At 32.7% G+C, this 24,990-nt stretch carries 16 protein-coding genes and 1 rRNA gene; 11 read left to right on the top strand and 6 right to left on the bottom strand.

Features of this window, described 5'->3' with window-relative positions:
- Positions 1 to 219 precede the first annotated feature (219 nt).
- A 5S ribosomal RNA gene (gene rrf, locus ACFFVB_RS14600) occupies positions 220 to 327 on the top strand.
- Positions 328 to 1,071: 744 nt separating this feature from the next.
- On the opposite strand, the gene ACFFVB_RS14595 is transcribed toward rrf, so the two are convergent.
- Both ACFFVB_RS14595 and ACFFVB_RS14590 read right to left on the bottom strand, forming a co-directional pair.
- Positions 1,072 to 2,532, bottom strand: a complete 1,461-nt coding sequence (locus tag ACFFVB_RS14595; protein ID WP_382383859.1) for a RagB/SusD family nutrient uptake outer membrane protein — start codon at positions 2,530 to 2,532, stop codon at positions 1,072 to 1,074.
- Positions 2,533 to 2,565: 33 nt separating this feature from the next.
- Entirely contained in the window at positions 2,566 to 5,814 is a 3,249-nt protein-coding gene (locus ACFFVB_RS14590; RefSeq protein WP_382383857.1) for a SusC/RagA family TonB-linked outer membrane protein, read from the bottom strand.
- A gap of 1,316 nt (positions 5,815 to 7,130) precedes the next feature.
- Between ACFFVB_RS14590 and ACFFVB_RS14585 the strand changes: the two genes are divergently transcribed.
- The 7 genes from ACFFVB_RS14585 (at position 7,131) to ACFFVB_RS14555 (ending at position 17,424) form a co-directional block, all read left to right on the top strand.
- Positions 7,131 to 8,264, top strand: coding sequence for an efflux RND transporter periplasmic adaptor subunit (locus ACFFVB_RS14585; protein WP_382383855.1), 1,134 nt, complete (start codon positions 7,131 to 7,133; stop codon positions 8,262 to 8,264).
- A 3-nt stretch (positions 8,265 to 8,267) separates the two neighbouring features.
- The gene (locus ACFFVB_RS14580; RefSeq protein WP_382383853.1) at positions 8,268 to 11,465 is read left to right on the top strand and encodes an efflux RND transporter permease subunit; all 3,198 of its coding nucleotides are present in this window, start codon (positions 8,268 to 8,270) and stop codon (positions 11,463 to 11,465) included.
- Positions 11,455 to 12,771: a TolC family protein gene (locus ACFFVB_RS14575; protein ID WP_382383851.1), complete on the top strand. Its 1,317-nt coding sequence runs from the start codon at positions 11,455 to 11,457 to the stop codon at positions 12,769 to 12,771. Before ACFFVB_RS14580 ends, ACFFVB_RS14575 begins: the two co-directional genes overlap by 11 nt.
- A 265-nt stretch (positions 12,772 to 13,036) precedes the next feature.
- Positions 13,037 to 15,265 (top strand): NADP-dependent isocitrate dehydrogenase, encoded by a 2,229-nt coding sequence (locus tag ACFFVB_RS14570; protein WP_382383849.1) that lies wholly within the window; start codon positions 13,037 to 13,039, stop codon positions 15,263 to 15,265.
- A gap of 98 nt (positions 15,266 to 15,363) precedes the next feature.
- Positions 15,364 to 16,182, top strand: coding sequence for an N-acetylmuramic acid 6-phosphate etherase (gene murQ / locus ACFFVB_RS14565; RefSeq protein WP_382383847.1), 819 nt, complete (start codon positions 15,364 to 15,366; stop codon positions 16,180 to 16,182).
- Positions 16,172 to 16,402 (top strand): DUF6095 family protein, encoded by a 231-nt coding sequence (locus ACFFVB_RS14560; protein ID WP_382383845.1) that lies wholly within the window; start codon positions 16,172 to 16,174, stop codon positions 16,400 to 16,402. Before murQ ends, ACFFVB_RS14560 begins: the two co-directional genes overlap by 11 nt.
- Before the next feature lie 392 nt (positions 16,403 to 16,794).
- Positions 16,795 to 17,424: an outer membrane beta-barrel protein gene (locus ACFFVB_RS14555; protein WP_382383843.1), complete on the top strand. Its 630-nt coding sequence runs from the start codon at positions 16,795 to 16,797 to the stop codon at positions 17,422 to 17,424.
- A 1,245-nt stretch (positions 17,425 to 18,669) separates the two neighbouring features.
- Here the strand turns inward: ACFFVB_RS14555 and rplS are convergent.
- The 4 genes from rplS to ACFFVB_RS14535 all read right to left on the bottom strand — a co-directional run bounded on the left by rplS (position 18,670) and on the right by ACFFVB_RS14535 (position 22,408).
- Positions 18,670 to 19,023, bottom strand: coding sequence for a 50S ribosomal protein L19 (gene rplS, locus ACFFVB_RS14550; RefSeq protein ID WP_382383842.1), 354 nt, complete (start codon positions 19,021 to 19,023; stop codon positions 18,670 to 18,672).
- Between the two features lie 124 nt (positions 19,024 to 19,147).
- On the bottom strand, positions 19,148 to 19,825 hold the full coding sequence (gene trmD, locus ACFFVB_RS14545) for a tRNA (guanosine(37)-N1)-methyltransferase TrmD (protein WP_382383840.1): 678 nt from the start codon (positions 19,823 to 19,825) through the stop codon (positions 19,148 to 19,150).
- 143 nt (positions 19,826 to 19,968) lie between these two features.
- Positions 19,969 to 20,595, bottom strand: a complete 627-nt coding sequence (locus ACFFVB_RS14540) for a tRNA (guanine-N1)-methyltransferase (protein ID WP_382383838.1) — start codon at positions 20,593 to 20,595, stop codon at positions 19,969 to 19,971.
- Between the two features lie 406 nt (positions 20,596 to 21,001).
- On the bottom strand, positions 21,002 to 22,408 hold the full coding sequence (locus ACFFVB_RS14535; protein ID WP_382383837.1) for a trypsin-like peptidase domain-containing protein: 1,407 nt from the start codon (positions 22,406 to 22,408) through the stop codon (positions 21,002 to 21,004).
- A 149-nt stretch (positions 22,409 to 22,557) separates the two neighbouring features.
- On the opposite strand from ACFFVB_RS14535, the gene dapF reads away from it, so the two are divergent.
- The 3 genes from dapF to mltG are packed head-to-tail and all read left to right on the top strand — an operon-like array spanning position 22,558 to position 24,898.
- Complete coding sequence (gene dapF, locus ACFFVB_RS14530) at positions 22,558 to 23,337, top strand: diaminopimelate epimerase (protein WP_382383835.1); 780 nt, start codon at positions 22,558 to 22,560, stop codon at positions 23,335 to 23,337.
- Positions 23,331 to 23,855: a GNAT family N-acetyltransferase gene (locus ACFFVB_RS14525; RefSeq protein WP_382383833.1), complete on the top strand. Its 525-nt coding sequence runs from the start codon at positions 23,331 to 23,333 to the stop codon at positions 23,853 to 23,855. Before dapF ends, ACFFVB_RS14525 begins: the two co-directional genes overlap by 7 nt.
- A complete protein-coding gene (mltG, locus tag ACFFVB_RS14520; protein WP_382383832.1) occupies positions 23,855 to 24,898 on the top strand; it encodes an endolytic transglycosylase MltG in 1,044 nt (347 codons plus the stop codon). The genes ACFFVB_RS14525 and mltG overlap by 1 nt, the downstream gene beginning before the upstream one ends.
- Positions 24,899 to 24,990: the final 92 nt, after the last annotated feature.

Genomic DNA, 24,990 nt, shown 5'->3' with positions numbered 1-24,990 from the left:
TTGTATAAAAGCCCCCTCTAACTTTATAGTAATATAGGGGACATGTACTTGCAAAAGTACCGAGGGGAGCATTGTTTTTTTATTAAGTTAAAAAGAGTTATTATAGAATTATAGTATTTATGTAGAAGACCATCAGGGTCCTTTTTCAATATGTTAAGATATTTGCGCAGTTGCGCGGTTGATTAGATTGTAAATAATTACATCTAACGATCAACAATTTAAGGTGATTATTGCGATAGGGCTCACCTCTTACCATTCCGAACAGAGAAGTTAAGCCTATTAGCGCCGATGGTACTGCATTTGTGGGAGAGTAGGACGTTGCCTTTTTTAAATCTAAATCCTCAATACTTTTGTATTGAGGATTTTTTTTGTTTATAACCAAATCAAAAAAAAAAATTAGAGTACTATTATTCCATTTTAATTGCTTTCTTACTAAATAGACTATACTCTCTTTTTTACTTCTCTTTTCACTTTACTTACTGTGATTCTATAGTTCGGATTGATATGTGGTTATAGATTACTTTTGGTGAGTTGTGGTATTCAATTTAGTTGGAAATACAAGTAATGTTAATCGTGAAGTTTTCTTGCGTAAAGCTGTTTGAGTATACTTGTAATTATTCTTTGTGAATCCATACTTTCTGTAAACCTTTATCCTATAGTTTTACTGTATAATATATATCTTATTCTATTGGATATGCTTTGTCTAAATCAGGATGTTGTTCAAATAGGATTTTAGATTTTATTTGCTTCTGGTTATTAAGAGCTTTATAAAGTTGATGTCGACTTCTAGAAATAAATTGTTACTTGTAGTCGGAGTTATTAAAATTCGAAGGATTATAACTTTTTTTATATTTTACAGTGCTTAATGATCTTGTTTCCATTTATTCTGATCTTCTAACATGTCTACAATCTCATATTTTTTTCTCTACGTATACTAATATAAATGGTCTTATTTGCTATTACTGCAAATAAGACCATTTATTCATAAAACTATATCTCAACTAATTTATAATATATATCTGTTACATTGGTTTTGCTATACGTTTGGATTATAATTCATTAATAATTAGCCTACTTATAAGAACCTTCTATAGGGTTCTGATCTATTTCGTTAATGAACGGATTAGTCGTTATTTCGTCTATAGGTATCTGCTGTATCCAACTCCAGTCATGTGCTGGCATTCCTGTATAGGCTCTTTGGGGTGCTGTTCTTATTACAGGTAGGTCGTTACGAATTAGGTCAAAATAACTATAGCCTTCTCCATAAAGTTCTTTGCTTCGTTCTAAAAGAATATTCTGAAGAGTGGCTTCTGTAGGAGTAGCTTCCCGTGTTATTTGTAATTCGTTTAGTACAGTAGTAGCACCTGATGGATCTCCACTTCTAAGAAGGCCTTCTGCTTCAATTAGATACATCTCTGCTCCTCGCATCCAGGACACGTCTCCCATCATATAATCTTCCTCACGATAACTTTCCCAAAATTTGTCAGTTGCAGTAAAGAATATTGTATCTGTATCATTAATTTCAAGAATCTGCTCTTTATAATCGTAAAACTGGTGTCTTACATCGGTTGGCTCAATCTTACTAGCTAAGTTCGCCGAAATAAAGAATCTTGGAGACCAAGTTTTATAGTTATTATCAATACCACCATATGTTCCCCAAAATTTTAGAAGTGTGGACCAATTCTGTCTTTGATCTTCCTGTTGTTTAATTACCCACATCCATTCTGGAAGGTTTTCATTATTTTGTCCCGATCTGAATTCTTCTCTGTTCATTAACGGGTAATTTTGCCGTGCCTGATTTGCCATATTTGCTGCTAGTGCCCACTCTTCATGAGTAAGATATGTATAAGCTAACATACCTTGTACAACCTCCTTATTAATATAATGCTTATCTGGGCGTTCGTAGCCTTCTAGTAGTCCGATTGCTGTATTAAAATCTTCGATAACCTTTGTATATACTTCTCCAACGGTTGAACGTGGTGCTCCTGAAATATCTACTGTTTCATATAATGGTACACCTAGTTCCGTATCTATAGGAGGAGCAAACATTCTTACAAGCCAAAAGTATGAGTAAGCTCTAATTGCAAGTGCTTGACCTGATATGTGGTCTTTTGTTATTTGTTCTCCATTTGCTGCCTCAATATTTTCAAGTATGGAATTACAGTTAGCAATTAACTTATAGAAATAATTCCAATTTAATTGAGGAACACTAGAAGTTGTATTTATTAAATCATAATTATAATCGTGGTCGCACCAATAATTAAAAGAATTTCCTATTCTAACTGTAGCCATCTCATCACCATAAACTGAAGTACAATGTCTCAAGGTTGTTAAAACACCTCCTCCAGTATTTGATGTGGCGTCTCGCATATCCCTGTATATACCGCTAAGTACAAACTGGGCCCCGGACACGTCTGTATACATCAAATCTGCTGAAATTTCGTCTGAAGAACTTGTCTCCAGATAATCTTCGCACCCAGTAGTACTAACCATAAGTGCCAATGCCATAAAAATTTTGATTATATTTTTCATATTTTTCAACTTTTTAAGTTATTCGATTTTAAATTAGAAAGTTACATTTAGGCCAAAATTTATAAATTTTCGCGTAGAGAAACTTTGATTACTTTCATTTCCGTTTTGTATTCTTCCCGAAAGCCCAACACTAGGATCTGTTCCTCTATCAACAGCATCTCCCCAAGTGAATAGATTATCCCCACTAACATAGACTCTGAAGTTTTCCATTTTTATTTTCCTAGTAAGTTCTTTTGGGAATGTATAACCAATAGTTAGATTTCTAAGTCGCATATAATTATTTTTGAACAGGTATTGTGTTGAATAATTCCCTGTATTTCCGTTCAAGTAATCTTCTTCAGAAACTCTAGGCATCAAACTATTAGGGTCATTTCCGTTGTAGTCCCAGCCGTATTTATCCCAATTATCTGTTACAGCGAAAAAGGGTCTCCATCTGGTACTTTCCATAAAATCAACATCATAAACATCTTGTCCTGCACTAAAAAATAACATTGCAGAAAGATCTATTCCCTTCCATGTTATTGAGTTGGTGATACTACCATATATAGTAGGAATAGCTGAGCCTACAAGTCTGCGTTGGTCAGTATTATTTACATCGCTATACTCTGTGGTTATTGTTTTATTTAATACATTTTTTTCTCCTTTGCTATTTCTTACAAATTCTCCATTAGCATCTGTTTCAAATTCAAATACATACCAAGTATTAGCTCCTTCCTCATTCAGTCCGGCCCATTCAGGCATATACCAGTCGTATAGTGAATTTCCGACTCCTCTGTAATAATTCCCTTGTATTTCATTCCAATTCTCTGGTAATTTTGTAATCTCATTCTTAATGCTTGTTACCATACCAGATATATTCCAGCGTAGGTTTCCTTCATTAATAATTGCATAACTCAGACTAGCTTCAATACCACTATTTCGTAGATTACCAATATTTTGATTGTAACCAGTAAAACCAGATGAAGGTGATAATGGAACTTCAAAAAGCAAATCTTTAGAATCCTTAATAAAATACTCGAAAGACCCACTAAGACGTTTAAATAGACTAAAATCCAGTCCAAAGTTAGTCTGTATATTTTGCTCCCATTTAAGATCTGGAGTAGCAAGCGTACTCATTAAATATCCTGTATTTGTTAAGTCAGGCCTAGAACTAAAAAGTCCTTCGTAAGCATAAAGCCCAACCTTGTCGTTTCCAACAGACCCGATACTCGCTTTAACTTTCAATTCATCTAACCAGGTAACATCATCAATAAAGTCTTCTTTTGATATTCTCCATGACATCGATCCTGACCAGAATGTTCCCCATCTCGTATCTGGATGAAAGCGCGAAGATCCATCGGTACGAATACTTGCTCCTAAGTAATATTTGTTATCATAATTATATTCTACGTTTGCAAAATAACTTTGTAATTTATATTCATCAAGGTATGATGAGGCCGCTGTAGGTTCTGTAGCAGCATTCAATTCATAGAGTCCATCAATTGGAAATCCTTGAGCTGATGCTGAAAGATAATTCCATTGCTGAGAAAATATTTCTTGACCTAACAGTAGGCTAATGTTATTATTCCCAAATGATTTATTATATGTTAAAAGGTTGTTATAGGTAAGTGAATAATTTTTTGATTCGGCTTCAGTCGCGTTTCCTGGACCACTAGGATTATCTGTTATACTAGTAAACCAAGTTCGACTTGAAAGATTCAAATTTAAAGACACCGAGGTTTTAAATTTAAGTCCCTCTATTAAGTCTAACTCAATATAGTTTGAAGTATTGAATGAATCGTTGAAAAGACCAGTATAGCTCCACCCGTAATCATTCATATATTCACCTTGTTTTTGCTGTACCCAGTGTGACCATGCAAGTCTGGTCTGATTTTGATCAGGATCCCATGCATCGTCAGGAACCTTATTCCCATAGCTATCGTAGAAATAATCGTTATTGGCATAATCCCATTCGTTCACGGCGTAAACAGATGGCATTGTGCGGTAAAACCTTGTATATGCATTTACATCGTTTTGAAAGGAGTGTGAATAGGAAAAGTTGTTCCCTATTTTAATCCAGTCCTTAACTTGTGCTGTTAGGTTCAGACGAGCGGTTGTTCTTTCAAACTCCTGTGTAGTATAAATACCACCATCATTCAGATGATTAATGGAGAAAAAATATTGCACTTTGTCTCCTGCTCGGCCACTAAAATCAAGGCTGTATTCTTCGTTAAATCCTGTGTCGAAAAGTGAATTGTACCAGTCAAAATTTTCTTCAGGCCACAGAAAGTTTGCATCACTTTTTATTTTACCATCAGTACCTACCGGTGTGTCAGTATCATAAGCGTTGTAATAAATTCTACCTGTAGCATTTCTTAACTCTTCATTAAACTGAGGAAAAAAGTGTGCAACAACATTATTACTAGCGTATTCTCTTGCTAGTGCGTCGGTATCTCCATTTTGTAGTGCACCCTGATAATATCCTTGCCAAGTATATTCAAAGGTTGTGCCGGGATCTTTTTGTCCTGGCATATCCACAGCAAAGTCGGTAAAACCCCATTTTGCTTTAAAATTTACTCTTCCCTCTTTAGACTTACCCTGTTTTGTTGTGATAACAATAACGCCTCCAGAAGCACGTGATCCATAAAGTGCGTTTGCAGCTGCATCTTTCAATACGGTCATCGATTCGATATCTGATGTTGAAATTTGATTAAGAGCTCCTTCGAATGCAGCACCATCAACAATATACAAAGGAGTATTTGAAGCATTAAAAGAAGTAATTCCTCGTACAAGAATAGTAGCTTCAGAACCTGGCCTGCCGTCGGTGTTAAGAACTTGTACACCAGAACTTAATCCTTCAAGAGATTTGGTAATACTAGAGTTGTTGATCTTTTCGAGGTCACCAGCCTTTATAACGGATGCAGAACCCGTAAGGGCCTCTTTATTTGTTGTACCATAGGCCATAACAATAACTTCATCCAAAGCTTGATTGTCGGCTTCCATAGTAATATTAATAGTTGTCTTTAATCCTACACTTACCTCTTGTTCTTTAAACCCCATATAACTAAAAACAAGAAGAGCATCTTGCGTTACATTAATGTTGTAATTTCCATCAAAATCAGTAGTAGTCCCGGTAACGGTACCTTTAAGTACAACTGAAACACCTGGTATTGGCATGCCTGTTTCGTCGTTTACCATTCCTGTGACGGGTGTGTTTTGAGCATAGGAGATGCCTGTAAATAATAATGCCATGCCTAATAAAGGCAATAGTTTCTTTAGAAATGTTAATCTGAAATTTTTCATAAATAATTAGTAAAGTTAGATTAATAAAAAGAAGTGTTTAAGTTAAATAATTACTATAAAATCATTTAATATGTATTTATGTTATTGATTTGTGGTAAAATTAAGTTAATTTAATGTTAAATATTTGTGGTAAGTTATCCTGTGTTGATACTATTTTACCATCCTATAAAACCAAAACACTGAGATTCTGATACATGGATTAGCTTGTTATAGTACAAGAGATATCTCAAAATAATTGAGTAAAATACTATAAGTTGTAGGGGCTATACAGCGGCCGTTGGGCACTTGGATTTGGGAAATAGAAATAGATATGTTTTTCTATAGAATTATCAAAGTATCTGTGTAATTGTTCTGCATTCTTCATATATAATGCATTTGTACCTTATAAACGCTTATAAATTAGTATAATAATATATATATAGGCTAAAATGATGGATACAAATTTCCGAGTTAAACTATAAATTTCGCCTTGAATTAGTCTAGAATCCCCTTCCTGTTTATTTCTAGTAAAAATAGTTCTCTGACGTAATTAGATCCAATAAGTATAAATATTAAGAGTGTAATAATGTATTGAAGTAATGGAGGGGGTTTTCGTTATTCTATTTTCTAATTTTGAGAATTGGAATTAGATATTGTTTATTCATACCGCTAACTAACCAACTAGCTACTTTTCTTTATAATATTAAAACATTGCATAATTGATCTAACAATTTATTGACATAGGTCTAAGCTCGGTACATAGATAGAGCATGTGTATTAGAGTTTAATTTATGGATTAATTCGTCCAAATTTCTTCTTCCTTCATCCATTTTCAATCAAATAAAATTATAATACATGTCTTTTAACATCTTTTCTACATGGCGTTAATTATAAGATTTAAACTTTTTCTACACCTTATATTTACGTACGAGATGTCCTGTTGTATGTAAAATAAAATTTATGTGCCTGTATATATAACTCCAATGTGGTGTTTAAATTAAAGTTTAAGGTAAGAGGTAAACTATTGAAGGAGTCTGACACTTTTAGGTTACTAGCTTTTTAGCTACTTGTGCTTTTCGTTATAGATCGCTTATTATGTAATAAAGAACAGAAGAAATTATATAACATTCTTGATTGTTTAAATTCATGAAATACTACAGGGCATTATACTGTGTAATTTACGCTACTATTTAGCTCATTATTATATATTATGTTACATTTAGTGTTAGTAATTAACTTACTGATAGTTAATTATGTATTTTATGATTTTTTTAAGACTTTTAAAATTAACTTAACGATAGTTTTACTGTCTTAAGACAAGTACTAAACTTAACTACATGCGAAAAATTTTACTTTCTATCATTGGGATACTTTTTGTTGTTTTCTCTTTTTTCTTAGCAAAACGATTGATTGATTCTAAAACCAAACCAAAACCAGTTACTGAAAAGATCATAAAAACAGTATTTACAGATACGGTTAAAAATAAAACAATTCCTATATTAATTCCAGCACATGGAAGCTTGCTTGCTAAACGTAGATTAGAATTATACTCTGAAGTTCAAGGTATTTTTAAACCTAGAAATATTTTGTTTAAACCTGGGCAAGTATATAGTAAGGGGCAAATTTTAATTGATATTGACGCTTCCGAATATTATGCAAGTGTACAATCTGCTAAAAGTAATTTATATAACGATATAGCGGCCATAATGCCGGATTTGCGTTTCGATTATCCAAAAATATATCAAAAATGGCAAGATTATTTGGTGAATTTTGACATGGAAAAGTCGACACCTAAGTTGCCAGAAATGCCTTCAGAAAAAGAAAATTATTTTATTACCGGTCGGGGAATTATTTCTAGTTATTACAATGTAAAAAACTTAGAACAACATTTAACTAAATATAGAATTGTAGCACCATTTAGTGGGATCTTAACTGAAGCATTGGCAACGGAAGGTTCGTTAATACGTAGTGGTCAGAAATTAGGAGAATTTATAGATCCAACGAGCTATGAAATGGAAGTGGCTTTGAGTAAATCTTATGCTACCTTACTAAAGGTTGGAGAACAAGTAGCGCTTAATAATTTAGAACATACAGAAACCTATACTGGTATTGTTTCCAGAGTTAATGGTAGTGTAGATACGGCTACTCAAACGATTACTGCTTTTATTGAAGTTACAAATAAAGACTTAAAAGAAGGCATGTATTTAGAAGCTAAACTAAACGCTAAGGAAGAAGAAAATTCAATTGAAATAGATAGAAGTTTAATGCTAGATGGAGCTAAAATATTTATTTTAAAAGAAAATACACTAGACATGATAGATGTTAACCCGGTGTTTTATTCTGAAACAACTGTCGTATTAAAAAGCATTCCTAATGGCACAGTCATTTTGGCAAAGCCAGTGCCAGGAGCATATGCAGGTATGTTAGTTAAACCGTTTTCCGATGTAACTGCTAAAGAAGATAATTTGTAAGTTATGAGAAAAATTATAGCTTATTTTATTAAGTACCACATTGCTGTTAATATATTTATAATCGCATTTATTGCCTTTGGTACACTAGGTATATTATCCTTAAAATCTTCTTTTTTTCCATTAACAGATTCTAAAATAATTAATGTAAATATTACTTATCCTGGAGCTTCTCCTCAAGAAATTGAAGAAGGTATCGTGTTACAAATTGAGGATAACCTTAAAGGATTAAAAGGTATCGATCGTGTTACTTCTACGTCTCAAGAGAATAGTGGTATTATCACTGTCGAGATCGAAAAGGACGAGAATATTGACTTTATGTTATTGGAGGTGAAAAATGCGGTAGATCGTGTACCTTCTTTTCCCACAGGTATGGAACCTTTAGTAGTTTCGAAACAAGAGGCTATTCGAGAAACCATTTCTTTTGCTTTGAATGGTAAAAATGTACCATTAGTAACATTAAAACAAATTGGACGTCAGGTCGAGAATGACTTACGCGCTATCGATGGTATTTCGCAAGTTACAGTAAGTGGATATCCTGAAGAGGAAATTGAAATAGCTGTAAACGAAGTAAGTTTACAAGCCTTTAATTTAACTTTTAGTGAAGTTGCCAATGCTGTGTCGTCTTCAAATATTTTAATTACAGGAGGTAATATTAAAACCAATACGGAAGAATATTTAATTCGTGCCAATAACAGGTCGTACTATGGAGACGAACTTTCTAATGTTATTGTTAGAGCTACGCAAGATGGTAAAATAATTAGGTTGAAGGATGTAGCTATAATTAGAGATCGTTTTTCTGAAACACCAAATGCGACTTTTTTCAATCAGGAATTAGCTGTTAATATTTCGGTTACGAGTACCAATAACGAAGATCTGATGTCTTCTGCAGATAATGTAAAAGCCTATATCGAAGATTATAATCTTAAGCATGATAATGTGCAGTTAGATATTGTAAGAGATCTTTCTGTAACATTAAAGCAACGTACCCAGCTTTTAACTGAAAATGCTATTGTGGGTATGTTATTGGTCTTATTGTTTCTATCATTATTTTTGAATACGCGTTTAGCATTTTGGGTTGCTTTTGGACTTCCAATTTCGTTTTTAGGGATGTTTATTTTCGCAAGTCAGTTTGACGTCACCATAAATGTATTTTCTCTTTTTGGGATGATTATTGTTATTGGTATTTTGGTGGATGATGGAATTGTAATTGCCGAAAACATTTATCAGCATTACGAAAAAGGAAAAACACCTGTTCAAGCGGCAATCGACGGAACTATGGAAGTTATCCCTCCAGTAGTTTCAGCTATAATAACGACGCTTTTAGCATTCTCATTATTTCAATTCTTAGATAGCAGAATTGGAGAGTTTTTTAGTGAAGTATCGGTTATTGTAATCTTAACTTTGGTGGTATCACTAATCGAAGCTTTAATTATTTTACCAGCGCACTTAGCACACTCTAAAGCTCTACGTAAAGAGGTTCCGAAGGAGAATCCTAGTAAATTCAATCAGTTTTTCTCTAAAATGCGAAATATAAATGCATTAGGAGATCGCGTGATGATTTTTTTAAGAGATAGAGTATACGCACCAACATTCGACTTTATCCTTAAATTCAAAATACTGTCTCTAGGTATTTTTGTAGGACTTTTAGTCTTGACATTTGGAGCTGTAGGCGGAGGCGTTATTGGAGTTACAATTTTCCCTTCAATCGCCAGTGATCGTGTCTCAATAGAACTTGATATGCCAAATGGTACGAATGTAAGAGTTACAGATTCGATTATTTCTATGATTGAAGAAAAGGCACTTATAGTTAATCAAGAATTTACTGAAAAATATTTAAAGGATACCGATAAGGAGCTTTTCGAAAACACAATTCTGTCTTTAAAAAGTAGTTCTAGTGCAGAATTAGTGATAAATATGTTACCTGGAGAAGATCGTCCAGATGTTATAAATGCATCTTTAGTAGCAAACAGACTTCGGGAATTAGTTGGCCCAGTAATAGGGACAGAACGTTTAATATTTGGTTCAGGAGGTAATTTCGGAGGTAGTCCAGTTTCAGTTGCATTATTAGGAAATAATATAGAAGAATTAAAAGCAGCTAAATTAGAATTAAAACAGATTTTAAGCGAGAATGCACTACTTAAGGATATAGAAGATAATGATCCAGCAGGTATAAAAGAGATTCGCCTAGAATTAAAAGAGACGGCCTATTTGCTAGGTTTAGATTTGTCTTCGGTGATGAGTCAAGTACGTTCAGGTTTTTTTGGAGCGCAAGCACAACGATTTCAAAGAGGACAAGATGAAATTAAAGTTTGGGTAAGATACGATAGAGAAAATAGAGAGTCTATAAACGATTTAGAGGATATGCGTATTTTTACACCTTCAGGAAGTCGCGTGAGTTTAAAAGATATTGCAACTTATAGTATTGTTCGTGGCGATGTAGCCATTAATCACTTAGAAGGGAAACGCGAGATTAGAGTATCTGCCGATTTAAAAAATCCAAGTACAAGTGCTACAGATATTTTGGACGATATTAAAAAAACAACGATTCCAGAATTACAATCTAAATACCCTACAATTTCTGCTTCTTTTGAAGGTCAAAATCGTGAGGCTCAAAAATTAACATCATCTTTAAGTAGTGCAGGAACGGTAATTCTATTACTAATCTATATTACAATCGCTTTTACATTTAGAAGTTATAGTCAGCCTTTATTATTGCTGTTATTAGTACCATTTAGCTTAACAGCTGTCGCTTGGGGACACTGGTTATTAGGATTCCCAGTAAACGTACTATCGCTTTTAGGAATTATCGCTTTATTAGGAATTATGGTTAACGATGGGCTGGTATTAATTGGTAAATTTAATAGTAATTTGAAGGAAGGGATGTCATTCGATATGGCTTTATCCGATGCAGGAAAATCAAGATTTAGAGCTATTTTTCTAACATCATTAACTACTATTGCGGGTTTAGCACCTTTATTATTAGAAAAAAGTAGGCAAGCACAATTCTTAAAACCAATGGCTATTTCTATTTCATTCGGTATCGGGTATGCCACTATTTTAACATTACTAGTACTACCACTTTTTCTTTCGTTTAGTAATAGTATAAAGACTAATGTTAAGTGGCTATCTACAGGTAAAAAAGTTACAAAAGAAGAAGTTGAACGTGCAATTAAAGAACAAAAAGAAGAGCATGAATTTTAAAACATATATTTTACTTACTTTAATCTTAGTGTCTATAACAGCTTCTGCACAACGTATTCTGACACCCGAAGAAGCCTTTACGTTAACTCTAGAGCATAATTACGGAATAAAGATTATTAACAACGATGTAAAAGTAGCGGAAAATAATGCAGCGATCCTAAACTCAGGATACTTACCTACATTATCGGGTGCTGCTGGTGCTAACTTTAATTTAGATAATACAGAAGCTCAATTTTCTAATGGAGAAACAACGACATTAAACGGGGCTGAAAGTTCTAGATATGATGCATCTGTAACCTTAAATTATTTACTTTTTGATGGGTTAGGGCGACAGTACAATTATCAGACGCTTAAGGAAACCTATAATTTAACTCAGTTAGAAGCTCGAGAGACTATCGAAAATGTAGTCTTACAATTATTCGCAGTGTATTATAGTTTAGCTAATATTTCTGAAAACAAAGCGTCTTTGGAGCAAACCATAAATATTTCTAAAGACAGACTTTTACGATCAGAATATCAATTTGAATATGGACAAAACACAAAGTTAGATGTTCTTAATGCTGAAGTAGATATTAATAATGATAGCATTAATTTAATTAATACAAAACAGAATTTAATTAATACCAAGCGCGATTTAAACGTTATTTTAGGAAATAAAATGGAGTCAGATTTCGAGGTTAAAACAGATTTTGATTTTCTATTACAACTAAATAAAACAGATTTGTTAGAGAAAACTAAGGCGAACAATATAAGCCTGTTACAAGCAAATAAAAACATACAATTAAGTGAAATAGGTATAAAGGCTAGAAAATCTCAATATCTACCAAGCTTAGGTTTAAATGGGTCTTACGGTTGGAATAAAAACAATAATAATGCTGCATCTTTCGTTTCGGAATCTACAAATACAGGGCTTTCTGGAGGCTTAAATTTATCATGGAACTTATTCGATGGTGGCGCAACAATTACTCAAGTTAAAAATTCTAAATTAACATTAGAAAATCAGGAATTGCAAAAAGAACAATTGCTTCTTGATATTGATCGTAATTTTAATAATGCCTGGGATAATTATCAGAACAAACTATCCATTTACCATGTGCAAGAAGGTAATATTAGAACGGCTCAAAATAACTTCGAACGTACGGAAGAAAAATTTAAATTAGGACAAACTACATCTATCGAATTTAGGCAAGCACAACTCAATTTAAGAAATGCTGAATTAAGTCGAAATCAAGCCAAATTTGATGCTAAATTAGCCGAGTTAGATGTACTACAAATTAGTGGCGAATTACTTAATATTGCCTTGTAGTAGTCAATTTACTATAAATTATAGGCGCAAACGTTATAAATCATTAATTTTTAAGAGTGGTAATTGCTGTTTTTAATACAAATTGTTATGAAAATTCTAAAAACAGTTATGTTTTTAAGTCGGAAAATGCATTTTTCGTAGAAAATAAGTATTTCTTATTTGAATACAGCATAAATAAATTTTACGTTTTTTGTATCTTTGCGATTCGTAAAAATAATGCTATATTTTTCGACCATAAAAAACTACAATAAAACAATCTAAAATAATGGCAATTAGCTCAAGAATTATTTACACAAAAACCGACGAAGCTCCGGCTTTGGCAACGTATTCTTTTTTACCTATTGTTCAAGCGTTCTTAAGTCCTTCAGGGATTAATGTTGAAACTAGAGATATTTCTTTAGCAGGACGAATTATTGCAAATTTTTCAGACTTTGTAACTAAAGAGCAGCAAGTACCAGATGCTTTAACTGAACTTGGAGAATTAGCTAAGAATCCAGATGCAAATATTATAAAATTACCTAATATTAGTGCTTCTCTTCCTCAGCTTAAATCGGCTATTAAAGAATTACAAGAAGATGGTTATAAATTACCTAATTATCCGGACGAACCTAAAACAGATGCTGAAAAAGAAATCAGGTCTAGATACGACAAGATTAAAGGTAGTGCTGTAAATCCTGTTTTACGTGAAGGGAATTCTGACCGTAGAGCTCCTAAAGCTGTGAAAAATTACGCTAAAAAATATCCACATTCAATGGGTGCTTGGAGTGCAGACTCTAAAACTCATGTTTCTACAATGACTGAAGGAGATTTCGCTAATAATGAAAAGTCTGTAACTCTTGATGAAGCTACATCTGTAAGCATTCAGTTTGAAGATAAAAATGGAAATACAACAGTATTAAAAGATAAATTAGACCTTTTAAAAGGTGAAATTATTGATGGTACTGTAATGAGTAAAAAAGCATTAATTGCCTTTTTAGAGGCTCAAATTAAAGATGCAAAAGATAAAAACGTACTATTTTCACTACATATGAAGGCAACTATGATGAAGGTTTCAGACCCTATCATCTTCGGTCATGCTGTACGTGTATTCTTTAAAAATGTTTTTGCTAAACACGCAGAAACTTTAGATAGCATTGGTGTAGACGTAAATAATGGTTTTGGAAACTTATTAAGTACAATTGAAGTTTTACCAGAAGATAAGCGTAATGAAATTCTTGCAGATATAGATGAAGCGTTTAAAAACGGGCCTTCTGTTGCAATGGTAGATTCTGCTAAAGGAATTACAAATTTACATGTCCCTAGTGATGTTATTATCGATGCTTCTATGCCAGCAATGATACGTACTTCAGGACAGATGTGGAATGCAGAAGGTAAACAAGAAGATACAAAAGCTGTTATTCCAGACAGTAGTTATGCGAGTATATACGACGCAACTATTAATTTCTGTAAAGAACATGGTGCTTTCGATCCTACTACAATGGGAACTGTTCCTAATGTAGGTCTTATGGCTCAAAAAGCTGAGGAATATGGTTCTCATGATAAAACTTTTGAAATCGCTGCAGATGGTGTTGTTCGTGTATTTGATGCTGACAATAATATATTAATTGAACATGCTGTTGAAGCTGGTGATATCTGGAGAATGTGTCAAGCAAAAGATGCACCTATCCAAGATTGGATTAAATTAGCGGTAAGCAGAGCAAGAGCAACAAACATACCTACAGTATTTTGGTTAGACAAAAACAGAGCTCATGATGTTGAGTTAATTAAAAAAGTAGAAAAATATTTACCAGATCATGATACTTCTGGATTAGATATTCAAATTTTATCTCCAGAAGAAGCGACTTACTTTACATTAGCTCGTATTAAAAAAGGAGAAGATGCTATTTCTGTTACAGGAAATGTATTGCGTGATTACTTAACAGATTTATTCCCTATCCTAGAATTAGGTACAAGTGCCAAAATGTTATCTATCGTTCCTTTAATGAATGGTGGTGGATTATTTGAAACTGGTGCTGGTGGATCTGCTCCAAAACACGTACAGCAATTATTAGAAGAAAACCATTTACGTTGGGATTCTTTAGGTGAATTTTTAGCATTGGCAGTGTCTTTAGAGCATATGTCTGAAAAGACTAAAAATGATAAAGCTTTAATTTTAGCTGATGCTTTAGATGAAGCTACAGGAAAATTATTAGACAATGGAAAATCGCCTTCTCGTAAGGTTAAGGAATTAGATAACCGTGGAAGTCATTTTTACTTAGCTTTATATTGGGCAGAAGCTCTAGTTAGTCAAACTAAAGACGCAAGTTTAAAAGCTACTTTTACAGATGTAGCTAAAGCATTAGCAGAAAATGAAGCTAAGATTGTAGAAGAACTTAACGCTGTTCAAGGTAACGCAGTCGATCTTAAGGGCTATTATTTGCCAAACGTAACATTAACATCTCAAGTGATGCGTCCAAGTGCAACTTTAAATTCTATTTTAGAAACTATTTCTTAAGAAATCAAACATAATATTTAATCAAAAAGGCTCCATAATTGGAGTCTTTTTTTGTTATAAGTTATATGGTAGCTTTTACAAATTTGTATCTTTACATCATGGATTTTATCAAAACTACCGAAGCCGATTCTAAATACAATAATTTAGAAAGTATGACTGTTTCAGATTTATTAGTTAACATTAATAATGAAGATAAGACAGTACCAGTTGCTATTGAAAAAGCACTTCCTTTTATCGAAGCAGTTATAGCGCAAACCGTTTTAAAACTGAAAGATGGCGGACGTATTTTTTACATGGGAGCAGGAACTAGTGGTAGACTAGGGGTTTTAGATGCTTCAGAATGCCCTCCAACTTTTGGAGTGCCTTCAAGTCTTGTTGTAGGAATTATTGCTGGTGGGGATAAAGCCATTCGAGATGCAGTAGAATTTGCAGAAGACTCGACCACTCAAGGATGGGACGATTTATTAGCACATAATATATCTACTAAAGATGTTGTTATTGGTATTGCCGCTTCAGGAACAACACCTTATGTAATCTCTGCGTTAGAAGCGTGTAATGCCAAAGGGATTATAACAGGATGTATCACTTGTAATCACAATAGTCCATTGTCACAAACCGCTCAATTTCCTATCGAAATTATTGTAGGTTCTGAATTTATAACTGGAAGTTCTCGGATGAAAGCAGGGACAGCTCAGAAATTGGTATTGAATATGATTTCTACAGCAACGATGATTCAATTAGGAAAAATTAAAGGAAATAAAATGATCGATATGCAACTGAGTAATGATAAATTGGTTGATCGTGGCGTGAAGATGATTATGACAGAATTAAATATTTCCTACCATGATGCCGAAATACTACTTCAGGAGTTTAAAAGTGTTAGAAACGTTTTAAAGCATGCGAATAATGGAAACTAAAAGAACAAATAAGAAGATTTTAGTCGATGGAATAAAAAAAATGGCAATCTCTCTGGGGTTAATGTTTCTAGGACCATCTTTAATCCATATTGCATTTACAAATACAGAAAAGCCACTCTACATTCCTCTTTTAATTTTAGGCATTGTAGTTTGCGGACTTGCTATTTTCTTTGCTTTTAGAGGATTAAAAACCATTATGGATAGTATGTTTAATGACTAATATATGTCAGTTTTATAACTGACTTTTATTGTTTTTAGTGTAAATATTTAACAATTCGTGCTTTCATCTACTGCTCCGTTTTTTCTTTAATATTCTTGTATTTCAAACCTTATATTTTGGGGCTCTTAATTAAATCCAAAGGGGAATTGTAACTTTTTAGCAAGTGTTTTCAACTCTCAAATTTAATATTCTAAAGTGTTTTCCATTGGTTAACTTAGCATATAGAGCGTTTTAATATTTAAGTATCAAAATTAAATATTAAAGCTTGCGTGTAATCTATTTTTTTATAAATTTGCCGTCGATTTTATTTTTTGGGAATTTTGAGTATTATAAATTAATAAAAAATGACTCTTAAATTCCTGAATGTGAATTAATTAAATAGATAAATAATTATGAAGACAAGAATTACTTTAACATTAGTCGCGTTATTTGCTTTTGGATTTGCACAGGCGCAAGATCAAGAAATTACTAAAACACAAATCACTTCTGAGATGAAAACAGCTAGAGGTGTTTCTTTTGAAGAAGGAGATATGTTCGTCGAAGGTGGTATTTCAATCACTACAGATGGAGATAATACAACTTACGGAATTAACCCAAAATTTGGATATTTCATCTCTGATAAAATTGCAGTTGGAGGGGATTTAGATTTCGGAGGAAGCGACACTGATGGTGGTAATGAAACTGATTTCTTCGGAATCGGAGCTTTTGCTAGATACTACTTCTTAGAATTAGATCAAAAACGTTTCAAAGCTTATGGAGATGTAGGTTTAGGATATGGTCATTCTCGTGTACAGGCTAATGGAATTGATAACACCAATAACGATATCAAAGCAAACATAACATTAGGATTAAACTATTTCTTTACAAAAAACTTCGCTGCAACTTTCGTTTTAGCTGATATTTTAACTTACAACAATGCAAATCCAGAAGATGGAGATTCTTCTAATAGTTTTGCATTAAACATCAACTTATTCAACAACATTTTTGCACAACCTCAATTTGGTTTATTGTATAAATTTTAAATAGTTCACGCTATTATAAATTAAAAAGGCAGTCTGTATAGACTGCTTTTTTTTTGTTATTACTCTTTTGAATAAAACACGGAAAGATTGTTTGTAGATTATTATGGGGGATTCTCGACTCCGCTCGAATGCCGTTTAAGTTCTAGATGTTTAATCTTTTAATATCTTATAGATTGCATGTAAAATAGTTAAAACACCTGTTTTTCTATGGTGTTCGAGCGTAGTCGAGAACATAAAAAGGTAGCGTTTTTCTTCGTCTATTAACTACATAAGTGTAAAAACACAGCAACAAGGAATAATCATTTTAAAGCTTTTAATACAATTGCCAATACTATTTCACTTAATTATAGGTCTGTTTTGAACTATTGTAATAATAGAAACACAAATGCTTCTGAATAATCTTGTATTGCAAAAATTAGAACTTTTGGAAGTCATTTTAGAGCTGTCAAAAATATAGAATTATTTCTTTTTCGATCAATCACAATATTTGCATAATCATAACCATTAGCTATGGTCTTAAATGGACTTTATAACTAGTACTAGTGGGATCGATATTTATATAATCGAAGACCTGCTTTTAGCTAGCTAGTTTAGGTGAGTGTACTATTCTTAACTTTCTGATCTTAAAACAAACTAAAATTAAGACAAAATAAAAGCCATATCAGTATAGTTAGACTATTTTGATATGGCTTTCTCTGAAATAGCATTTTAAATTTACTAGTCTTTGGACTAATTACGTTCGGAATTAAATCTTACTTGTTTTCATTAAATTGAACTATTTCAAAAATGAAACATTCATATTGTAACGTTCAAAATGTATTTACTAGCTACGAAATGTTTCGATGTAATTGTTTTTCTTTATGCTTTTACTACCATTTATATGAATACAAATACAGTATAAACATTGTTTTCAATCCTTGATTTAACTTTCGTTATTAGGACATTTTTGAAAACTTTCAGTTTTAATAGTTAATCTTGTCTAGCAATATTACTTTTTAAAACATCATGATTTATAAAGCAATTTCATGCGTTATAAAATCTAAAAAAACAATTTTAAAAGAACGTATAATACTTTAATTAAACTAGAGTATTAATTGTTTACTAAAGATAAGAAATATTTCTAGTTTTTCAATGTATTTTAACATTTTAGATATCAACAACTTATAAACTGGACTTATTAACTTTTGTTCATAAAAAAAGTCCCAACAATAAATGTTGAGACTTTTTAGTATGATAAGCGGAAAACTATTTGTTTCTTCTTTCTTTAATTCTTGCTTTTTTACCAGTAAGACCTCTAAAGTAGAAAATACGAGCTCTACGTACTTTACCTTTTTTGTTTATTTCTACTTTTTGTAAAGCAGGCATGTTAACAGGGAAGATACGTTCTACACCTACAGTACCAGACATTTTTCTGATAGTAAATGTTTCAGAAGCACCTGAACCTCTTTTTTGAATCACTACACCTCTAAAAAACTGAGTACGTACTTTTTCACCTTCTCTAATTTCGTAGTACACAGTAATTGTGTCTCCAGCTCCGAATGCTGGGAATTCTTTTTTTGTAACAAATTCGTCTTGTACAAATTTTATTAAAGATTCCATATCTTTATTTTTTTATAATAGTTAATCCAAAGCAACATTCACGATTTTCGCCAGAGGTTGGTTCGAAATTGGGTGCAAAAGTAGTGATTTATTTGTTACTTACAACCTTAAGGGAAATAAAAATTTAATCTTTTAATAGGTCTGGTCTGCGTTTCTTGGTGTGTTCAAAGGCTTGATCTTCACGCCATTTTTCTATTTCTGGAAAATTTCCGCTAAATAGTATTTCAGGTACTTTTAATCCTTTGTATTCTCTTGGTCGTGTATAAATTGGTGGTGCCAATAAATCGTCTTGAAAAGAATCTGTAAGTGCCGAAGTTTCATTTCCCAAAACACCAGGAATTAGCCTTATAATAGAATCACATAACACGGCAGCTCCTAATTCGCCTCCAGATAATACATAATCACCTATAGAAATTTCCTTAGTGATAAATAAATCGCGTACGCGTTGGTCCACACCTTTATAATGTCCGCAAAGAATAATAATGTTTTCTTTTAAGGATAAAGTGTTAGCTATACCTTGTTTTAAGGTTTCACCATCCGGTGTCATATAGATAACCTCGTCGTAATCACGTTCAGACTTTAATTTGGTAATGCATTTATCGATAGGCTCTATTAACATCACCATACCTGCGCCTCCACCAAACTGATAGTCGTCTATCGTTTTATAATTATCCGTGGTATATGTTCTTAAATTATGAAAGTGAACTTCAACTAAATTAGCATCTATAGCACGTTTTAAAATTGAAGCTTCAAACGGGCTTTTAAGTAATTCTGGTAAAACGGTTATAATATCTATGCGCATGGCTTTGTTTTAAATAACTTTTGCAAAGATGCGAAGAATCGAATTAAAATCCGAAGTTATTTATCTAGCAAAATAAGGAATTAAAAAAGTCCATACAGATTGCATGGACTTGGTTTTATTATAGGTTTCAATTCTTATTTTTTTTAAGAATTTGATTTGTGTTTATTTAACTCGTCTTGTAATTGTCTGCGTACTTTTTGCTCACGCTCTAAAGCAGTCTTACGGTGTTCGTCGAATTCTTCTTCTATTTCAGCAAGCATACGTTTTGCTTCTTTAGTTGTAGAATTACTGTTCTTAAATTTATAGATAAAGAATAACAGAAACACTAATAATGCAGCTATTATAGACCAAATAAAAGTATTATAAGTTGTTTTACTAAGCTGCATGCCTAAAAATTGCATGCTATCCTTTTCTTTATTTGTAAGATCTAACGTATTTTGAGTTTCTCCTAGATCTGTTTTTAGAGTCCCTATTTCACTAGCTTGTGAGTCTACTTTAGTTTGGGTTTCTACCAAATCTATTCGAATCGCTTTTAATGAATCTAAGGTGTGAGATTTTAATGTTTGTAACCATTCTTTTTTTACTACTTTATAATTTTGATAGTTGTTAGATTTTTGAATAACATATTCAAATTGATTATCTAGAGTTCCTTCATTTAAAGATAATTTGTTTTCTTCTTCAGTGTCTGTATCTGGTGTTGTTTGAGCAACTAATGATACAGTAAGAAGGCAAGCAAATAGAGTGGTAGTTAACGTTTTTATTACATTCATTATGGAAATCGTATTTGAGTTTTTTAAGATTGTGGCGAAATTAAAAAATAATGTCTAAGTTAGATATTTTAATTAACAAAAAACCTCACATGAGTGAGGTTTTATATATACGTTGTAAATTGACTTTTGGATGATTATTATTGATAATAACTAAAGACTTTTAGCTTATAAATTTATTTGGTAAGTCTAACTGCTTGATGACTATATCTATACTCCTCGGCATATCGATATATAAAATCAATTTTTTTTTAAAGAACTTCTAATCGTGTCTTTACTATCGAAAATACTAGAGACGGAATACCTTATTATATAGCTAGGCATAAGTACGTAATTATAGTTATGTAAAAATAAAACCCTTCAAAAGTATTGAAGGGCTTTATTAAAACGATTTAAAGTCGTTTATATTTTATCTAAAATTGTAACGCTCTTTTTCTCCTCTAGCATTAATCATTTCGATTTGTAACGGTTCATTAGGTGATTTAGCTTTTAAGATATTCTGAACATCTTCAATAGAGTTGACTTTCTGAGCGTTTATGGCCGTAATAATAGTACCTTCCATAATACCGTTTTGTTTCCAATATTGAGCATATTCATTATTTAATCTTACAATCTTAACTCCATTATCTAAATCGAATTTTTTCAAGTCCTTTTTTTCCGTGTTTTTAATAACCCCAACTAAAGGCATGGTGAACGTTTGATTTTTAATTAACGTCACAGGGAGTGTTTTTAAATCTCCATCTCTTAATATTGTAATGTTAACCACATCGTCTGGACGTTTTGTATTTAAATGCCCTCTTAAATCTGCGAATTTTGTAATCTTAACATGGTCTATTTTCTTTATAATATCGCCTTGTTGTATACCTGCAACTTCTGCACCAGAACCGTCTTCAACGTTATCTACGTAAAACCCTTCGGTATCTGCAATATTTAATTTTTCAGCAAACGAATTATTCAAAGCACCACCGGTGACACCTAGAATACCATTTTGTACATTTCCGTACTCCATAATATCTTCAATTACTTTTCTGGCAATATTACTAGGTACAGCGAAAGAATATCCTATATAAGAACCTGTTTGGGAGGATATAGCGGTGTTAATTCCTATTAAGTCACCATTTGTGTTCACTAAAGCTCCTCCTGAATTTCCTGGATTAACAGCGGCATCGGTTTGAATAAAAGACTGATTACTCTGTCCTGTTAAATCTCTAGATTTTGCACTAATAATACCTGCAGTAACGGTAGATGTTAGGTTAAACGGATTTCCAACAGCAAGAACCCATTCACCAAGTTTTGCTTGGTCGCTATCCCCAAAGGTCGTATATGGTAAATCTTCATCGGTTTCAATTTTTAATAAAGCGATATCTGTTTTATCATCGCTACCAATAATTTTAGCATCATATTCTCTATTGTCATTTAAAGTAACTGTTAATTCTTGAGAATTATTAATAACGTGATTGTTGGTTATAATGTAACCATCGGGTGAAATAATTACCCCAGAACCCGTACCTACTTGTGGTCGAGCAGAAGATCGTCCGTAGAATAAATCTTTATACGTCATTTGCCCAGATACAATAGATGTGTTTTTTACATGCACTACACTATGCACCGTGTTTTCTGCTGCCATCGTAAAATCGGGAGCATAGTTTACAGCGTTCAGGTTAGAAATATGAGATGTAGGTATAAAATTGGTTGGAGTAGATTCTGTTTTTGTGATAACTAATGCGTCATTGTTTTCTAGAAACATTTTATATGTTCCAAGAGTTAACATACCACCTAAAGCAGAAACGAAGACTAGAGTCAATATTTTTTTCATGTGTAATGTAATTTAGGTTAATAAAAAATAATTTTTAAAATTACCTCTTTATTGCTTTGTTCAGAATAGTTTAACGCTATTTAACTTAGCATTAAAGAGATTTTAACACTCGAAAGAATTGCTAAATATTCCTATATTTGTCGATAATTATGACACATACATTTTATAAATATCAAGGAACAGGGAATGATTTTGTGATGATAGATAATCGTCAGAATACATTCGACAAAACAGATATAGCACTTATTAACCGTTTATGCGATAGACGATTTGGAATTGGTGCCGATGGTTTAATCTTATTAGAAAAGCACCCGGAGGTCGATTTCACAATGGTGTATTACAATGCCGATGGAAACGAAAGTACCATGTGCGGAAATGGCGGACGATGCTTATCTCAATTCGCGAAGGATTTAAATATAATAAATAAAAAAGGATCTTTTGAAGCTATAGATGGGATGCATCATGTGGTTTTTGAAGGGGACTTGGTGCAATTGCAAATGCAAGATGTTACCAATGTGGAAGATCATGAATCTTATGTGTTTTTAAATACGGGATCTCCGCATCATGTTCAATTTGAGGATCATATTGAAACTTTCGACATAAAATTATTAGGAAGCACAATTAGAAATGGTACGCCTTACTATAAGGAAGGAACAAATGTAAATTTTGTAAAGAAATTATCGAGCAACCAATTCGAAGTAAGAACCTACGAAAGAGGCGTGGAGGATGAGACTTTATCTTGCGGGACAGGTGTAACAGCCGTTGCGATAGCGATGAATTATTTGGGAGAAACTCCAGATAGTACAGTGCATTTAAAAGTTCAAGGCGGAGAGTTAAAAGTATCGTTTACAAAAACGGAAGACGGTTATAAAGATGTCTGGTTAATTGGTCCTGCAAAGCAAGTCTTTAAAGGAGAAATTGAATGGTAACTCTAAAAGGAGAACATATTTTTTTAAGAGCCTTAGAGCCTGAAGATTTGGATTTTATTCACGAAGTCGAGAATAATGAGTCTATTTGGGAACTTAGCAATACGCAAACACCCTATTCTAAATATTTAATAAAACAGTATTTAGACGATTCTCATTTGGATATCTATGAGGTAAAACAACTGCGATTAGTTATTTCTGATTATGAGAATAACGTGATTGGATTGATAGATGTTTTCGATTTTGATTTTAGAAATAGAAAAGCGGGCATTGGAATTCTAATTACCGACGAAGCCAAACGAGCTAAAGGTTATGGTAGCGAAGCGTTATCTCTCTTAATTAATTACTGTTTTAATCAACTTCAACTGCATCAGGTGTACTGCAATATTTCTGAAGATAATGAAGCCAGTCTAAAATTATTTAAAAATCAAGAGTTTCAAATCATCGGATTAAAAAAAGATTGGAACCTTGTCAAAGGTGTTTATAAAAACGAATTCCTATTACAATTAATAAATAGCTAATGTATATTAAAAAAATTCTTATTGCCATTGTCCTTATAGGCCTTGTAGTGTCAGCTTTTTTCGCAAACTATGTGTATTCTGCCATGTTTAAACCAAATACGGCTTTTAATAATGAAACCGCATATATTTATATTCCAACACGAGCCACGTATCAAGATGTTCGTGAACAATTAAAACCCCTTTTAAAAGATATTGAAACCTTTGATGCCTTGGCAGAACGAAAGCAATATACAACTCATATTAAAGGCGGTAAGTTTAGCATTACTAAGGGGATGACTAATAACGATATTATTAACTCTATTCGTATAAATAGTCTTCCAATTCAAGTCGCGTTTAATAATCAAGAAAGTATCGAAAAATTAGCAGGTCGTATTGCTACGCAGATTGATGCCGATAGTTTGTCTCTTGTAGTTGCCATGAAGGATACTGCATTTATAAAGGAAAACGGATTTAACAAAGCGACTATGTTGGGGATGTATTTGCCGAATAGTTATGAGTTCTTTTGGAATACTTCAGGAGTAGAATTTAGAAATCGCATGCTAACCGAATACAAAAGATTCTGGAATAGTTCAAGACTAGCTAAAGCTAAAGAAATCGGTTTGTCTCCAAGTGAAGTGATTACCTTAGCGTCTATTGTTCATGAAGAATCTAAAGCTGCAGACGAGCAACCTAGAATTGCAGGTGTGTATTTAAATCGATTAAAGGTAGGTATGCCATTACAAGCAGACCCGACCTTAAAATTTGCAGCTTATCAGTTGCCAGAATACCAAGGCACAGTTATAAAACGTGTTTTAAATAAACACAAATCTATAGTTTCTCCGTATAACACATACCTAAATGCAGGCTTGCCTCCAGGATTAATTGCTATGCCAGACCTTACAGCTGTTAATGCTGTTTTAAATGCAGAAGATCATGGGTATTACTATTTCGCTGCAGATGCCAAACGTTTAGGGTATCATAATTTTGCAAAGAATTTAAGTCAGCATAACGCTAACGCAAGAGCGTACCAAAACTACCTAAATAGTCAAGGAATCACCAAATAGGGGTAATATCTAATGTTTTTAAAAAATATTTTGTAGTATTTTTCTTTCTTGATAAGTTGAGTTTTTTGTCAGAAAACCCGGTTAATGTCTAC

It is taken from the genome of Formosa undariae, assembly GCF_042427615.1.
GTDB classification, from domain to species: Bacteria; Bacteroidota; Bacteroidia; order Flavobacteriales; family Flavobacteriaceae; genus Formosa; species Formosa undariae.
This window is presented reverse-complemented; position numbering and strand designations above follow the sequence as displayed.

What these genes read in the sequence shown, in the direction of transcription:
- ACFFVB_RS14595 (WP_382383859.1), bottom strand. Translation starts at nt 2,532, where the DNA reads ATGAAAAATATAATCAAAATTTTTATGGCATTGGCACTTATGGTTAGT.
- ACFFVB_RS14590 (WP_382383857.1), bottom strand. Translation starts at nt 5,814, where the DNA reads ATGAAAAATTTCAGATTAACATTTCTAAAGAAACTATTGCCTTTATTA.
- ACFFVB_RS14585 (WP_382383855.1), top strand. Translation starts at nt 7,131, where the DNA reads ATGCGAAAAATTTTACTTTCTATCATTGGGATACTTTTTGTTGTTTTC.
- ACFFVB_RS14580 (WP_382383853.1), top strand. Translation starts at nt 8,268, where the DNA reads ATGAGAAAAATTATAGCTTATTTTATTAAGTACCACATTGCTGTTAAT.
- ACFFVB_RS14575 (WP_382383851.1), top strand. Translation starts at nt 11,455, where the DNA reads ATGAATTTTAAAACATATATTTTACTTACTTTAATCTTAGTGTCTATA.
- ACFFVB_RS14570 (WP_382383849.1), top strand. Translation starts at nt 13,037, where the DNA reads ATGGCAATTAGCTCAAGAATTATTTACACAAAAACCGACGAAGCTCCG.
- murQ (WP_382383847.1), top strand. Translation starts at nt 15,364, where the DNA reads ATGGATTTTATCAAAACTACCGAAGCCGATTCTAAATACAATAATTTA.
- ACFFVB_RS14560 (WP_382383845.1), top strand. Translation starts at nt 16,172, where the DNA reads ATGGAAACTAAAAGAACAAATAAGAAGATTTTAGTCGATGGAATAAAA.
- ACFFVB_RS14555 (WP_382383843.1), top strand. Translation starts at nt 16,795, where the DNA reads ATGAAGACAAGAATTACTTTAACATTAGTCGCGTTATTTGCTTTTGGA.
- rplS (WP_382383842.1), bottom strand. Translation starts at nt 19,023, where the DNA reads ATGGAATCTTTAATAAAATTTGTACAAGACGAATTTGTTACAAAAAAA.
- trmD (WP_382383840.1), bottom strand. Translation starts at nt 19,825, where the DNA reads ATGCGCATAGATATTATAACCGTTTTACCAGAATTACTTAAAAGCCCG.
- ACFFVB_RS14540 (WP_382383838.1), bottom strand. Translation starts at nt 20,595, where the DNA reads ATGAATGTAATAAAAACGTTAACTACCACTCTATTTGCTTGCCTTCTT.
- ACFFVB_RS14535 (WP_382383837.1), bottom strand. Translation starts at nt 22,408, where the DNA reads ATGAAAAAAATATTGACTCTAGTCTTCGTTTCTGCTTTAGGTGGTATG.
- dapF (WP_382383835.1), top strand. Translation starts at nt 22,558, where the DNA reads ATGACACATACATTTTATAAATATCAAGGAACAGGGAATGATTTTGTG.
- ACFFVB_RS14525 (WP_382383833.1), top strand. Translation starts at nt 23,331, where the DNA reads ATGGTAACTCTAAAAGGAGAACATATTTTTTTAAGAGCCTTAGAGCCT.
- mltG (WP_382383832.1), top strand. Translation starts at nt 23,855, where the DNA reads ATGTATATTAAAAAAATTCTTATTGCCATTGTCCTTATAGGCCTTGTA.